The 14,990-nt window shown below is 30.4% G+C and carries 13 protein-coding genes and 1 CRISPR repeat array; of the genes, 7 read left to right on the forward strand and 6 right to left on the reverse strand.

Translation table 11 applies throughout. The features are described from left to right. The first annotated feature begins 126 nt into the window (after positions 1–126). The 5 genes from BR69_RS0109830 to BR69_RS0109850 all read left to right on the forward strand — a co-directional run bounded on the left by BR69_RS0109830 (position 127) and on the right by BR69_RS0109850 (position 3,302). A complete protein-coding gene (locus BR69_RS0109830; RefSeq protein WP_027633045.1) occupies positions 127–312 on the forward strand; it encodes a hypothetical protein in 186 nt (61 codons plus the stop codon). Positions 313–323: 11 nt separating this feature from the next. Then, positions 324–584 (forward strand): spore coat protein, encoded by a 261-nt coding sequence (locus tag BR69_RS0109835; RefSeq protein ID WP_027633046.1) that lies wholly within the window; start codon positions 324–326, stop codon positions 582–584. A gap of 223 nt (positions 585–807) precedes the next feature. Continuing rightward, positions 808–1,728 (forward strand): ATP-binding cassette domain-containing protein, encoded by a 921-nt coding sequence (locus BR69_RS20325; protein WP_051623564.1) that lies wholly within the window; start codon positions 808–810, stop codon positions 1,726–1,728. Continuing rightward, positions 1,712–2,506, forward strand: a complete 795-nt coding sequence (locus tag BR69_RS0109845) for an ABC transporter permease (RefSeq protein ID WP_027633047.1) — start codon at positions 1,712–1,714, stop codon at positions 2,504–2,506. The genes BR69_RS20325 and BR69_RS0109845 overlap by 17 nt, the downstream gene beginning before the upstream one ends. 10 nt (positions 2,507–2,516) lie before the next feature. Further along, positions 2,517–3,302: an ABC transporter permease gene (locus tag BR69_RS0109850; RefSeq protein ID WP_027633048.1), complete on the forward strand. Its 786-nt coding sequence runs from the start codon at positions 2,517–2,519 to the stop codon at positions 3,300–3,302. A gap of 540 nt (positions 3,303–3,842) precedes the next feature. Here BR69_RS0109850 and BR69_RS0109855 read toward each other — a convergent pair. After that, a complete protein-coding gene (locus tag BR69_RS0109855) occupies positions 3,843–5,363 on the reverse strand; it encodes an NlpC/P60 family protein (RefSeq protein WP_027633049.1) in 1,521 nt (506 codons plus the stop codon). A gap of 813 nt (positions 5,364–6,176) precedes the next feature. On the opposite strand from BR69_RS0109855, the gene BR69_RS0109860 reads away from it, so the two are divergent. Both BR69_RS0109860 and BR69_RS0109865 read left to right on the forward strand, forming a co-directional pair. Next, on the forward strand, positions 6,177–6,359 hold the full coding sequence (locus BR69_RS0109860; RefSeq protein ID WP_027633050.1) for a type II toxin-antitoxin system HicA family toxin: 183 nt from the start codon (positions 6,177–6,179) through the stop codon (positions 6,357–6,359). A gap of 42 nt (positions 6,360–6,401) precedes the next feature. Next, positions 6,402–6,812, forward strand: coding sequence for a type II toxin-antitoxin system HicB family antitoxin (locus tag BR69_RS0109865; RefSeq protein ID WP_341349679.1), 411 nt, complete (start codon positions 6,402–6,404; stop codon positions 6,810–6,812). Positions 6,813–7,096: 284 nt separating this feature from the next. Then, positions 7,097–7,783: direct repeats of the CRISPR family, unit length 30 nt; unit sequence ATTTAAATACATCTCATGTTAATGTTCAAC. Positions 7,784–8,291: 508 nt separating this feature from the next. On the opposite strand, the gene BR69_RS0109870 is transcribed toward BR69_RS0109865, so the two are convergent. From BR69_RS0109870 to BR69_RS21165, 5 genes are all read right to left on the reverse strand, one after another. After that, a complete protein-coding gene (locus BR69_RS0109870; RefSeq protein WP_027633052.1) occupies positions 8,292–9,062 on the reverse strand; it encodes a peptidoglycan recognition protein family protein in 771 nt (256 codons plus the stop codon). Positions 9,063–9,067: 5 nt separating this feature from the next. Further along, the gene (locus tag BR69_RS0109875) at positions 9,068–9,262 is read right to left on the reverse strand and encodes a hypothetical protein (RefSeq protein ID WP_034849671.1); all 195 of its coding nucleotides are present in this window, start codon (positions 9,260–9,262) and stop codon (positions 9,068–9,070) included. A gap of 9 nt (positions 9,263–9,271) precedes the next feature. After that, entirely contained in the window at positions 9,272–9,472 is a 201-nt protein-coding gene (locus BR69_RS0109880) for a BhlA/UviB family holin-like peptide (protein ID WP_027633054.1), read from the reverse strand. Between the two features lie 11 nt (positions 9,473–9,483). Then, positions 9,484–9,732, reverse strand: a complete 249-nt coding sequence (locus tag BR69_RS0109885) for a hypothetical protein (protein WP_027633055.1) — start codon at positions 9,730–9,732, stop codon at positions 9,484–9,486. 63 nt (positions 9,733–9,795) lie between these two features. Beyond that, positions 9,796–14,979 carry a phage tail spike protein gene (locus BR69_RS21165; RefSeq protein ID WP_051623565.1) on the reverse strand — a complete coding sequence of 1,728 codons (5,184 nt, stop codon included), beginning with the start codon at positions 14,977–14,979 and terminating at the stop codon, positions 9,796–9,798. Positions 14,980–14,990 lie beyond the last annotated feature (11 nt).

A 14,990-nucleotide genomic window follows, 5' to 3' on the forward strand; every position in this document is an offset into this window, starting at 1 on the left:
CTAACCTTCAGATGGTGGAAAGAACGCCATCTGAAGAAAGATTCGTTCTATATACAAAACTTACATAGAATAAATTCAAATATTAAGCCCAATAATACTATTGAAACATAATTTGGAGGTGATTTTATGTCAAACTTAAATCAGTTAGAATTACAAAATCTTCGTCATCTTATTGGTGCTCACGAAACAGTTTCAAATAAACTTAATGATTTTGCAAATCAATGTACAGACCCAAATATAAAAGAAATGCTTAAGTGTGATGCTCAGGATGCAAAGACCAATAAAGAGAAATTAATGAATTTCTTAAAATAGGAGGGAACGAAATGCAAGAAAAAGATATGGTTAATGATTACCTAAGTATGATTAACAGCAGCTTAGCTGGATATGGCGGTATTATAAGCCAAACAGATAATGAGGAATTACGTCAAACTATTCAACAAATGAGAAATCAAGATGAATTACGTCAGTATAAGCTATATCAAACTGCTAAACAAAAGGGTTACTACAAGCCAGCTCAGCAAGCAACTCAATCTGAAATAGGTACAGTAAAATCTGAGTTTACTATGCAAAATGCCTCAAAGTAATAAAATATATTCTATTATTATAAAAAGTAGTTTAGGAATTAATTCCTAAGCTACTTTTTTATCTTTATAACCTACTTTTCTTAAAATTAAAATATTGGACACCATCCTAATATGTTGTATAATTTAATAAATATGGAATTATAATCTAATTGCATCAATTAGATCTTACAATAGTTTATTCTTCTAATAAATCATTTAAGCTCTAATTAATTGAAGGGTTAATATGACATCAATTTATATTAAATCACTAAACAAGAATTATAAATCATCTAAAAATATAGTAAAAGCAGTAAATAATTTTTCATTGACTGCTAATAGAGGAGAAATTATTGGTTTAGTAGGTCCAAATGGAGCAGGTAAAAGTACTCTCGTAAAACTTCTCTGTGGGATACTTACCCCAACAGATGGAGATATAGAGGTCCTCGGTCTATCCCCTAGTAAAAATAGAACTACTCTTTCTAAGGACTTAGGGATAATGTTTGGTCAACGCTCATCATTATGGTTCAACATACCAGTTAAGGAATCTTTACTTTTAATGAAAGATATATACGAAGTACCTAATGATATATTCTATAAAAGATTAAAAACATATGCTGAAAAACTAAATATAGAAAACCTCTTATCAACTCCTGTAAGGAATTTATCTTTTGGTCAAAAGATACGTTGCGAAATCCTAGCCACAATTTTACATAATCCAAAGCTTCTTATATTAGATGAACCAACAATAGGACTAGATATTGTGGTTAAAAACTCTTTAAGAGATATTATTTTAGATTTCTCAAAAGAAAATAACTCCACAGTAATATTAACTACCCATGATATTCAAGATGTAGAAAAACTATGCTCAAGAGTAGTTTTTATAAACAAAGGAGAAAAACAAATAGATTTAACTATGAGCGAATTGAAAGAAATATTAAAAAAGTATTCTGTGATTGAAATAGAAAAGATAAATGGGATAGATTCATTTAAAAATGAGTTTAAGCAATTTTACAGAGAAGAAACCAGTAGTCATATGAGATTTTGTATAAAGCAAGAGGATACTAAGCTTTTTATTAATACTATCATTAATAAGTTTGGCGAAGATATAATTTTTAGAAAGGTAGATCCTAACTTGGAGGATATTCTATATGCATACTATAATTAAGTACAATAAACTTTTTATTAGATACGTAAGATTATCAATTATTAATTTAATGCAATATCCCTTTGAGCTTTTTATGAAAATTATTTCTTTAACTTTTAATATAGTCTTTATAATTGTTTTTTGGTATTCCATTTTTAATTTGAACCTTGGATTAAAAGGATGGTCCAATTATGAACTAATAATTTTGTCTGGAATGGGAATATTGTCAAATTCAATATCTCAGCTTGCTTTTGGCTTTAGAGATATTGACTATCACATTATAAATGGAAATTTTGATAAGTACTTAATACGTCCTATTAACCCAATATTCTCCATACTAAACGAAAATCTTTTTATATTTTGGGTTATATCTCAAGTTATAAGTGGTTTAGGTCTTATATTAATTCCTTCTTTCTATGGTGAAATACAATTATACAATGCTTTTAGTTCCTTTACTATATTAATATTATCAACTATAGCCTTTAATCTTATATATGCATCAGTTTCATTATTAGCCTTTTGGATTGGAAGAATCGATAATGTAAGATCTTTAATTTTCTCTGTTGATGTGGCAAAAAAATATCCATTGGATTCTTTCCCATCAAAAGTAGTAGACCTTTTGACTTATGTAATACCAATCAATTTAATAGTGACCTTACCAACAAAAATCTTATTAAACAAAGAATCAAATAGCTTTAGATTCATAATAATTTCAGCTTTATTATGTTTATTATGGTCATTAATTTTGTACTTTATTTGGAAAAAAGCATTGTCCAAATATCAATCAACGGGATCATAGGAGATATTATATGAATAAATATTTTAGAACTGCATTACTAAAAATTTATGATTTTAAATATTTTAAAACAGACTTTTTTCTAAGCTTCCTATCTATTCCTTTACAAGTTATTGTAATATATCTTTTTTGGAAAAACTCTTTTATTAATAATTCTATTGGTGATTTTAATATTTATAATATAAGTAAATATTATTTATACTTAAATTTTTTACAAATTTCCTACTTTGGTGCTATCAAAGTTACATATGACATATTTAACGAAATAAACACTGGAAATATAAGTATATGGATATTAAAACCTATATCCTATCCTTTTTATATTTTTATACAAACATTCACTGAATTTATTATAAAAGTACTTATATCCTCCATTGGATTGACCGTTATATCATTAGTATTAAATCTTAATGTATCCATTATGGACTTAGTTTTATCTTTATTATTTTCCATACTTGGATTTATAATTGTCTTTCAGGTTCACTTTTTAATAGGTATAGTAACCTTTTGGGTAAAAAATGTGTTATCTCTTAGGGATAACATAATGAATATCACATACTTGTTTGGTGGTCAATTATTACCCTTAAGTATTATGCCTACTACTATACAAAAACTTAGTTCCTTCTTACCAATTAAATATATATATTATGCACCATGTAAGATTTTTTCTGGTGTTTACTCATATACAGAATTATTAATGATTTTAACCAATTATTCCTTTTGGATATTAATTTTTATTGTTGTTATTAAAATAGTTTGGAAAAAGGGATTAGTTCGTATTAATGTACAAGGTGGTTAAAAAATTTTTATATAATTTTATGTACTTATAAATGTTTTATTAATCGTCTTATATAATAAAAAAACCTAAAGGTAATTTATAACTTTTAGGTTTTTATGATACCTAATAAGCTTTCAGTATATTACTCATATCATTTATTTAATATAAAGAAATATATTTTATACTCTATTCTTTTCTAAGTCGCGCAAAAATGACATAAATCTAAATTCAATGTAATCTAAATACATTGAAAGTATTTAGGTTACAAGGCTTGTGGTGTGGCAGATAGAATTCAATCCTTGAGCAACTTGAATGCCAGTAAAAGTTTTCCGCTATGTTATATAGTTTTTTACTTTTTATTTATTATCTTCTAATTTCATCCTCTAATATTTTTATTAAGATCTATTATTATTCTTAACCCTTGCATATAATTACCAACCTGTTATACTTTTACATCATTTTGGTTCCCTATGTTATATATGCATTCAGATGGTGGCAACAATATTCCTTTATAAAGAAAAAAGCACCTAGATTTTACTCTAAGTACTCTCTTAATAATCTTTATAATAATCTTCTAGCAGTTGAATAATGTTGTTGCCAATAACTTGATGTGATATTTGTTATTGCAATTCCATCATCACTAGCATGAATCATCTGATTATTTCCCATATAAATTCCAACATGAGTCGGATTTGCTCCATTGTAGGTATTATCAAAAAATAATAAATCTCCAGGTTGTAAATTACTATATGAAACGTAACTTCCATATTGAACTTGACTAACAGTATAACTTGGAATATTGATTCCAAATTGTCTATATACATATGTTGTAAATCCAGAGCAATCAAATCCAGCTGGACTCTCACCATCCCAAACATAAGGAACTCCAAGATATTTCTTGGCTTCAGCCACTACTTTTTCTCCTTGCGTTTGAGACTTAACTACAGTTCCATCATGCATTGATGTTAATCTTGTAGTTTTTCCGTCAAATTTTCCTACCGCTATTCTTCCTTCTATTCTAGCTGGCTCATAACTTGTTAATTCTTTTTCCTTCTTACAAGAAAATTTATTATTGGATTGCAAATCCCATGTAAATACACCTGTAACATTATTTAGATAGCTATAATCATATAGAGCTATTATTTTATCCTTAGATCCATTCTTATTATGAGTTGCTACAACCTTACTTGATATTTTAGAAGCATCGAAAGTTGTTACATCCCAAGTCTCTTCAGCTGAATAAGTACCATTGTTATTATATAATGACCATATTTTAGTTTTTTCATTACCATAATCGTAGAACATTGCTACTTCATCTTTTCCATCTCCATTAAAATCCCCTGCTACTGTTTTTCCTTTTATACGATTTGAATCATATGTTAAACTTTCCCATGCATACTTGTGAGTAAATGTTCCGTTTGAATTTAATTTCAATTCGAACATCCCTGTTTTATTATTTCCATAATCATAAAAAATTAGAATCTCATCTTTTTTATCTCCATCAAAATCTCCTGCAACCATTGCAGTAACTTTACTTCCATTAAAGTTCGTTGATCCCCACATTGTTTTAGTAGAGAAGGTTTGTCCATTATTATTTAATGAAAATTGAAACATTGTCACTGTATTATCTAAATAATCATATAATGTTGCAATTTCATCTTTTCCATCTCCATTAAAATCTCCTGCTACTACTTTACCTGTAATATTACTTGCATTAAATTTCCCTACACCAGAATCCCATGATGAAGCATTATAAATCTTACCACCTGACTCATGCAAACGATGGATTTCTGTCTTAGCATTTCCATAATCATAAAAAGCAGCAATTTCATCTTTGCCATTTCCATCAAAATCTCCATATACGACTCTGTCTTTTATCATTTTCGGATCATAGTTAGCTCTAGTCTGGGTCCATAAGTCTGATGAGTTGTTAAAATTATTAATATCCCACGAGTTAATAGTAACCGTACCATCTCCACCTGGGTTATAAGCCTTAGCTTCTTCCATTTGTGAGAAGCCAATAAAAAAAGCAGATGTAAGAACTGCTACCGAAAAAAGTTTTGTTATTTTTTTCTTAATCATTATATCATCCTCCTTTTACTTATATTTACATATTACCACATTATGTGAATATAAGTAAACATTATCCTTAACGGATATAAAAAACATAGCACCTAGGATATTACTCCCAAGTGCCATCTTTGAATTTAATACTATACACAATTTCTCCATCTTTCCTTATTTACTTTACCCAATAAAATCATATATCTTCTTACCCCTGCACTTCATAATACCTAACTTATGTATTATACTAATATGATTCTGCTACAGCTGAAATATAAAATTTATCATAAAAATAAACTCTATCACTTACATATATGGTACATTCACCACTTTCAGCATATCCTTTAACTTCATATTCATTAATACATGGCAAATATTGGAGTGTTGATAGCTTGTCAATTAAAATTAGATCATATTTAAAACCCTTTGTAATCTCATATCTAAAGTTCCACGAGAACGATATTTATTATTAAAATAAAAAAACCTTGCAACTATTGTTATTGCAAGGTTTCATGGTACGGCAGAGAGGATTCGAACCCCCGACCAACTGGTTCGAAAAAATTCACTTTGAAAGTTTCTAATATATTCTAAAACGTATATATATCAAGGCTTTAAGTGTCATATTTATCTATATGTTTCTAAACATATATAGAACTTGTGTGGGAAAGGTGTGGGAATTCCCACATAAATAAGAATTAGTTTTTATATAAGGTTGAACCTTAATTGGTTTAGCCTTTTTCTATTATTTATATTTTTTTCAATAATTATCCCAAAGACTATTGACACGTGTTAATAATACGTATATAATAATAAGTGTAAGGGGGTTACTTGATGAAGGTAAGAGAAATACTTAAAATTTTAAATGAAGATGGTTGGAAGGAGGTAGCTCAAAAAGGTTCTCACATGCAATTTAAACACCCAATAAAAAAAGGCAAGGTAACAGTACCTCGCCACGGTGGGGATGTCGCCCCCACCACATTGAAAAGCATTTATAAACAGGCTGGACTTGAATAGTCCTCCTGTGCCTTCATCAAAAATTATACCTTAAAGAAAGGAGTGTTTACAATAGATAAATATATATTTCCTGCTCGTTTTGTAACTGTAGATAATGGATATTCTATAGACTTTCCAGACCTTCCTGGATGTATAAGTTGGGGAGATACATTAGAGAACTCTTTAAAAATGTCTAAAGAAGCATTAGAATTGCACCTATGGGGTATGGAAGATGATAATGAAGAAATTCCCAACCCAAGTCTTCCTCAAAATATTGAGGTTGAAAAAGGTGAATTTATAGTCCCTATCGAGGTTTATATGCCACCTGTAAGGGATGAAATGAGAAATAAAGCAGTCAAGAAAACTCTAACTATTCCTTATTGGTTAGATGAAGAAGCTAAAAGACAATCAATTAACTTTTCACAAGTACTTCAATTTGCTCTAAAAGAAAAATTAGGAATAAAGGAAAGATAGGCTAGAGTAATATCTAGTCTATCTTTTTTATACTCTCTTGTTTTCCTCTATAATAGAAAAAATATCTTAATAATTTTAACATAACTTTCTATAAATATGGTATAACATGCTCATTTTTGGTTATAATTACAAATATATATATGTTGTTTATATCTAACCTCAATATTTATTATTAAATAAAAAAGCAGTCTAGGGATGGAAATCCTTAGACTGCTTTTTTTACTTTTACGTCTCATATTAATGTTCAACAGTAAGAAACAAACAAGCAACCTGTATTTCTTTAAATTTAAATACATCTCATGTTAATGTTCAACACTGGTACTTTTATCAGCAATTAATTTATGATCTGCATTTAAATACATCTCATGTTAATGTTCAACTTATAAAATTTTACTTCTATTATTCTGTCACTACCATTTAAATACATCTCATGTTAATGTTCAACAATTTTTCAGTAGCACTCTTAGTTGCTTCATCCACTATTTAAATACATCTCATGTTAATGTTCAACTGTACCAAATAAATTCAAAATAGAATACGATTGGATTTAAATACATCTCATGTTAATGTTCAACGCCTAATATGAGAGATATAACCAAAAGGGTATTTTCATTTAAATACATCTCATGTTAATGTTCAACTTCTAAGTATATGGTTGTTTATGTATCTAATAGTAAATTTAAATACATCTCATGTTAATGTTCAACATCCTTACCTAAGTTACTAAAAGACATGCTAGAGGAATTTAAATACATCTCATGTTAATGTTCAACTAAGATAAAGAATCAAGAAAACCCTAAGTATAGGGTATTTAAATACATCTCATGTTAATGTTCAACGTTTTCATATACTTTATAACCTATATACACTAGTGCATTTAAATACATCTCATGTTAATGTTCAACTGAAAGAATATTTAATAAAAGTTGGGTTGGGGTAATATTTAAATACATCTCATGTTAATGTTCAACTACTGTAAAAACAACATTCTTATATTTTATGATATACCTTAAAATATTATAAATCAAGCACTTACTGAAAATTTACCAGGCAGCCTTGATTTTTAAATTTCCTTTATGAAAATCTCTTTGAACTCTTGATTTATAAGAGATCTAGGCTAATTTACTTTAATATGAGGTTGGGATAAATATTTTAATTTTAACTATGATTAGGCGTAGTAATTCTCCAATTTTATTAAAATAAAAAAAGGTGGTCTAAGGATTTTTCCCTAGACCACTTTTATTTTATAAATTATTATAAGGAGTGCTCCCATAGTTTAAGGATCTTGAGAAACCTCAAACCATAGGAATTCCTTATCTAGCTATTTTCGTATTTAACATTAAAAATACTATAAGAAAGATAAGGAATAATAGGATTTTCTTTAAGATTTTCATATTACACTCCTATGTTTATTTAATTTTTATTTTATAATATATTTATTTTGATGCTAACACTAAGTTGTTTATAAGTCAACTTTTATTATGATGTAAATAATATTCTCCATGTGTTAGGACCCACGATTCCATCAGCTCCTATATATTTATCTGTTTGTAACCTAAGAACTGCATCATAAGTACCTTGTCCAAAAGCTCCGTCAGCTCCCCATTTTCCTACGCTGTATCCAATATTTATAAGCTTCTCTTGTATAAGTTTCGTTAAATTTCCCCTTGCTCCTTTCTTTACTAAAACAGTTGCCTTTTGTGTATTTGGTCCATAATAGCCATCCTCATTTAATCCTGATCCAAATTGTATATTAAGTTCTCTTTGCACTTTTTTTATCCATTCTCTGTAATTAAAAACCAATTTATTATTTTTTAAATTACCCTTAAATTTCTCTAAAGGAAAGTTGACTCCTGGGCAATCTGTACTATAGTAATCCCCATGCCCTCCTATCTCTGTAATTCCATATTTGTTTTTAAGATAGATTACGAGTTCCATAGCAGCATTGAATTGTTCTTCAGGCATATTATCAACCATATAATTACCCTCTAAACACACGCTTATACTAACTGCATTTTGTCCTGGACAATGAGCTCCTATTGACCACTCTGGTCTTCCTCTGTAAATTGAACCGCCTTTTCTTACATAGAAATGATAGCCTATACCACTCCATTTAAATTGGTTCTTGTGTAGGTCATGTAATCTTTCTATAGTCCACCCATTGCATTCTGGATGGTGTAAAATTATTTTATTAGTTATCCCTCTTTTACTTAAGCTCCCAAACGATAGATTGCTTTCTATTATATTCATACTATCTACTCCCTTACATTTATATTTTTAGAACTTTGTCCGAAATAGAATCCTATTACTATTAATAAGATGTTAGTAAATGATTCTGTTATGGACCCACTATATAAAGTTAATGCACAAAAAGTAAGAGTTAAAAGTAATGCGATAATACTTTTAACTCTTAATAAGTTGGCCACTCTATCTTTAATTGTTAGTTTCATAATTACCTCCTATTTGAATATCTTGTTTTTAATTTCTTCTACATCTTTTTTTATATCTTCTACTACCCCAAACTTATCAGCTAGTTTATTTATAGTAGTTTGATAATTCTTTTCTCTTTCCCCAGTTGTTTTAAGTACATATAACAGTAAAAATACAAAAAGCCCATAGCCCAATCCTTGGCTAAGAGCTCTAGTTATTAATTCATCCATTCTACACCTCTTTATAATATATCTACGCCCATTGCTTCTGCTTTTTCTTCACAGTATTCCTTAAATTCAGATACCTTCTTCTTACAGAAAGTTTTATTAAGTTTATACAACTCTTGATTAACTATATCAAAAGTATATTGAATACCATTTATAGTAACAGTACATAACATCCTTAAAATAACATAGTCATTGCCAGTTACATCCTTTCCAGTAACCTCATTCTCAAAAGTTGTATAAAAGTTGTTCTTTGAATCTAACATAAATAAAATTCCTCCTTAATTTTTATATACTAAAAAAGCATAGTCAAATGACTACACCTCATTTTATTTCTCATATCTAACCCACAATTCAGCTTCTGCTTCGCAAATAACGTAACTTCCATTTGCAATAACTAAACCTTGAATTGCTCCACTCTTTAAATCATTAGCAACCTGCATAGGTAGGGACAACCATTTTTGTTCTCCCCATGCTAAAGAACCTATATAACCATAATCTTTTCCAAGGTCTGAACCTCCTTGAGAAGTATAACCATGACCATATAAATGTATATTCTCTCCTGCACTAGAACCTCCAGCGTTCCTTCTTCTAAGCCTTAATTGAACAGCTTGAATATTAGCCCCTGAAAGTTTACTTCTGATGTCTGCTGAATTGAAATACATGAATCCTCTGTGATTTCCTTGTCCCCATGAACCTTGGTAGATATAGTTGTTGTCACTTCTCCAACCCCAGTTATCTCTCCATGACTTGGTTGAAGTAGCTTTCCAATAGTTTTCATGTATACTCACAGGTGGTTTTGGAGTAGTAACAAAGTTACTCTCATAACCTTCATAATGACCACCACCATGAAGGAAAATCCCTCCACCATCTACCCAAACCTTTCCATCCCTCGGGTGTGGTGATGGTACTCCAACAGTATAATTAGAATCTGATGAACTTATCTGTATGATTCCACCATCCAGTGCTGACATGGATGCTCTATTGTTTGAACCTCTGCAATTTTGGATAACTACCCTTGACCTATCAGTGGCAGTTATAGCAAAAGCCCAAGGATAAGTTGTGCAACCATTTATGTCACACAAATCTACAGTTACACAAGAACCATTGATTGCATAAACACCATTTCCCCCATTATTCAATATTCTTAAGTTCTTAACTCTTACATCAGGACTTCCAGCAACTTCTACAGCTGAAGTATCCTTAACTCCATTTTGGATTAATGCTCCACCAGTGTCAGCCCAGTTGGTTCTGTGTCCATCTAGGCTTACAACACAAGTACAGCCATATACTTTTATATGCCCTTTAAGAACAGTACTCCTATCAAGGTCCACAAATATTGCATGTCTGCCAAAATAATTTTCAATTTTGACATCTTCCTTTATTTCTCCATAGCAATATAAGTAAACATGACCCTCAAGTATTTTAGGGGTTCTTCTAAGGGCTTCACTAACTGATTTTAAAGGTTTTTCTTTAGTACCAGCATTGAAGTCATCACCAGCTGAGCCATTAATGTACCAGGTAACATCTCCTTTTTGTATAGTGTAAATGTTATTGGCTGTAACAGTATCAACAGTAAGTTCAGTAAGTCCACTTTTTTCAGCTAAAGAACCAATGACCTCATTTTGACTATTGTATATCCTGAAGCCATCAGCATTTAAAGTTGAGTATGTACCTACTTTTGTATGAGTAACTGTAATACCTTCAGAATCTATAGAGGTTACTCCCTCATATGATTCACTTGGATGAGGTGTCCATCCTGTACTCACAGCTCCTTCTTGAAACATTAACTTACTAGTCCAAACAAGCCCATTTCTTTGCACCCATGTTCTAGCATTTCCCTTCACTGAATTTGCTGGTGCTTCCATGTTTACAGTAAGTGTTTGCCACATATTAAGCCTTGACTTATCTGCTACAGCCCCAGCAGTCTTTATTCTCTTATTAGTACTGTCCCACCATTGTATTTCTAAGTATATATTTTGGTCTAATCCATGATTGCTAGGAATAAATACTTCTACACTTGCAGTATAGGTTTTACCAGCGACCACTTCTACTGGAACAGGGTTCTCCCCCCTCCACTGGTCAGCAGTATGTCCTTTCTGCTCATTCTTCCAAGAGAAACATTCTCCATTCTTTTTAGATGTGTCTACAGTAACCCCAACAGCTGGATTATGAAAGGCTTTATCATTCTTTAGGGCTGTGTTTTTTAGTAGATTATATCCACCTATAGAATTAAACTTGGCTGTAATTGAATCCTCAGTCTGTGTTAATTCAGATTTAGTTGCATAGGACTTTAATTGATCTTTATCAGCTTTACTGGTTTGTAATTGGCTAACTGTTGAAAAAATTTTCCCTTGTTCAAGCTTAATTTCAGATAGACTGTTATTGGTGTTAGTCTCTACCTTATTTATCTCTCCGTAAATATCTTCTGGTGCTGGGCTCCAGTCTGTAAACTTGTCACCTATTTCCAACTTAGGTCTACCCACTGCTAAGTAATCTCCAGCACATTGAATGTAGATACTATTGTCCCTAACCTTTATTATTTCTTTATCTGCAAAAACAAAAGTACTTTTTATTCTTTTCTTAACATTCTCTCCATCAGAAACGCTCCACCAAGCACCATAATAGCTTTTAGTCCCATCTTTCCAAGTGATTTCTGTTTCTTGCCCAATTCTATTATATTTCCCAGTAACCCTCTTACCATTTCTTATTTCTATATCTACACTTACGGTTACTTTTTTACCCCTCAAAGAATTAGCACTGTCTAAAGACATAGTCCCTAATGTCATATAAGCATGATCGCCATTATGATTAGTTTTAACTAAGCACTTATCAGTATCTATGTAATAGTTCATACCTCCAATTTGAAGATCGTTAATTTTAGTATCAACTTCTTCTGATGAAACCTTTAAGTTTACTTGATTTTTTAAAATATTGACCTCTGATTGAGTACTATTTATTCTTTGATTTACAGTAGTTATTTTACCCTCTGTATATTGATTTACAGCATACTCTAAATCCTCTGGTGCTGGAGCCCAAGATGGCACATTATTACCTCGTACTAGCATTACTTGTGATATATAAACTTTACCATTAAGACCTAAGGCTCCATGTAATAAAACACTCTTGTTATAATCTGCATTAATTTTACTTTGTGATGTCATATAAATCCATCTATCCCTAGGAACATCAACTGGTATTGTTATTTTACAAAAATCTATGAACTTTGTATCATTACTACATCTTAGAAATAGCTCACTTTCTACATCCATTTTTATTTCACTTGACACAAATATCATTGCTCCTAGTGAATATTCTTCATCTTTTGATACCTTAGGTAGAGGCTCTAATGCATTAGTTACTATAAACCTTGGTGCCCCTTCTTCTGCTCCAATTCTTTGAAAAAATATAGCGGCATTACCGTTATAGCCCCCACTAGAATATTTAGTGTTATCACTCCAAAAAGAATTACTTCCTAAGTTTCCACTAGAATTCTTAACAAGGTTTCTACCACCTATTTGTATTTCACTAATCTTTTTATCAACTTCTGTACCGGATACTTTAAGATTAATTTGATCTTTTAGTAACCCTAACTCCGTTGTATTCTTATTTAGAGAAGTGTTTACTCCCTCCATATCTTTGTTATATTTCTGCATATCAATCTTTAGATTTATCCTATTGTCCATAGCTTGTATCTGAGACTTTTGAGTTACTAGTTCGTTCCCTTGTGCTGTAATAGTATTTTGTTGTGTAGATAATTCAACATCTAATGTCCTATCACCTATTTGTACTTTTGTACCTTTAATATTTTCAGTAGCTCCATTAACTTCTCTCACTATAGAATTCTTATCAAATTTTTTAGCATCCAAAGAATTATCTCTTACTTTACCATACCCCTCGGTAAAACCTTCATCAGTTAAACCCTCTTGATTAATTAATGTAGCTTTACCATCTTTTCCTCTTAAAATTAAACTAGAGTTATTATCCTCATCTACTCCTAACATAATTCTTTCATATAATTTTTCATCTTTATCACTATCTAAAATCTGAAGCTTATTGCCTGTTATTCTAAACCTTCCATTAGGTCCTGATATTGTTACTAGACTAGTATCTACTGTACCACTTTGTATTTTATTAGCACTTAAAGAGCTAATTTGTCCATCTCCTATAGCCCCTTGTGCTATTATCCCACTTCCAGCAGTTATAGCTCCAGTTGCTATATTCTTTGCTGTTATATTTCCAGCTAAAACATATTCTATGGATGCTGTATTAGCTTCCAAAACTTTTACCTTAGCATTTGAAGCCTCCAATTGCTCTATTGTAGCAAATGTTGTAGATAACTTTTCTATTTTTGCATTAGTTACATTTAAGTCATCTATGTTTGCTTTATTAGCAATAATCTCCCCAAATTCACCTTTTACTGCCTTAATAACATTTGTTTGTATTGTATCTACATCAATATTCAAGTTTTCTATTTTATTACCATCTACAAGACCACTATCAGTAGTTATGTTCTCAACTACTTCAGTAGTTTCTTGTAACTCTTTCTGTATATCTTCAAACTTCAATACTGAATTAGCAATTTCACAGGTGTTTCTATCTGGTTCATCTGGATATTTAACTATCTTAACAATTCTCTGTTTTTCTCCAATTTCTTTTTCTGGATCTAATATATATACTATATCCCCTATATGATAATCTAAAAAGTTATATTCATTACTTAAATTTGATACATCTATTATCTCCACCTTATAAGCCCTATATGGTACTGAAAGTTCATTTAACTTTTTTAAGGCATCTTCTTTAAGAGAATTTATATCAGTATATCTTTGGTCTTCCCATATTAAAGTTTTAGTCTTATTACTATATTGGTAATTCTCTAAATACTCTTTTCCATTATTTACGGAAGATATTTTAAGTTTATCTTTTCCTATTGGAATTATTCTAGTATAAAAATTATTACTATCACTATCTATCTCTAATCTTCTTAGATTTAATTCTGTTGTAAAATAACATCCTCTATCTTCTCCAATGTCATCTAAGATATCTATTATCTTGTCTAAGGAGTTGTATACTACATAACATCTATAAGTCTTACTTATTTGTCTAAGCACTTCTAAAGCTGTTGTCTTCTCTTTTCTTATAGTTCTCTTCTTACTTACTGTACACTTTCCTATAGTCCATCCTGTTCCTGCTATAGCTAACCTTGCACACGAGTCAGCAGTCTGTTCCTTAGAACTAAACTGTTCTATAGCTTTACCCTCTATATCCTCTAAGTTTAATTCCGCTTGTATCTGCATAACATCAGTCGATTTTTTTATACTCTTAATTACATATTCATGTTCTTCTGTTTGTAAGTATCCTTCTTCCTTTATTAAACTACTTTCATGTAAATATAAAGGGATAGAGAAATCCAATTTACTATCCCCACTAATTTCATATGTTATTTCTAAGTTCTCATAAGAATTCAGTCCATAAATTTTATTGTGATTTTGGTCAAATAAGATTAGCACTCTATCCCTCC

Source organism: Clostridium hydrogeniformans DSM 21757 (assembly GCF_000686705.1).
GTDB lineage: Bacteria > Bacillota > Clostridia > Clostridiales > Clostridiaceae > Clostridium_Z > Clostridium_Z hydrogeniformans.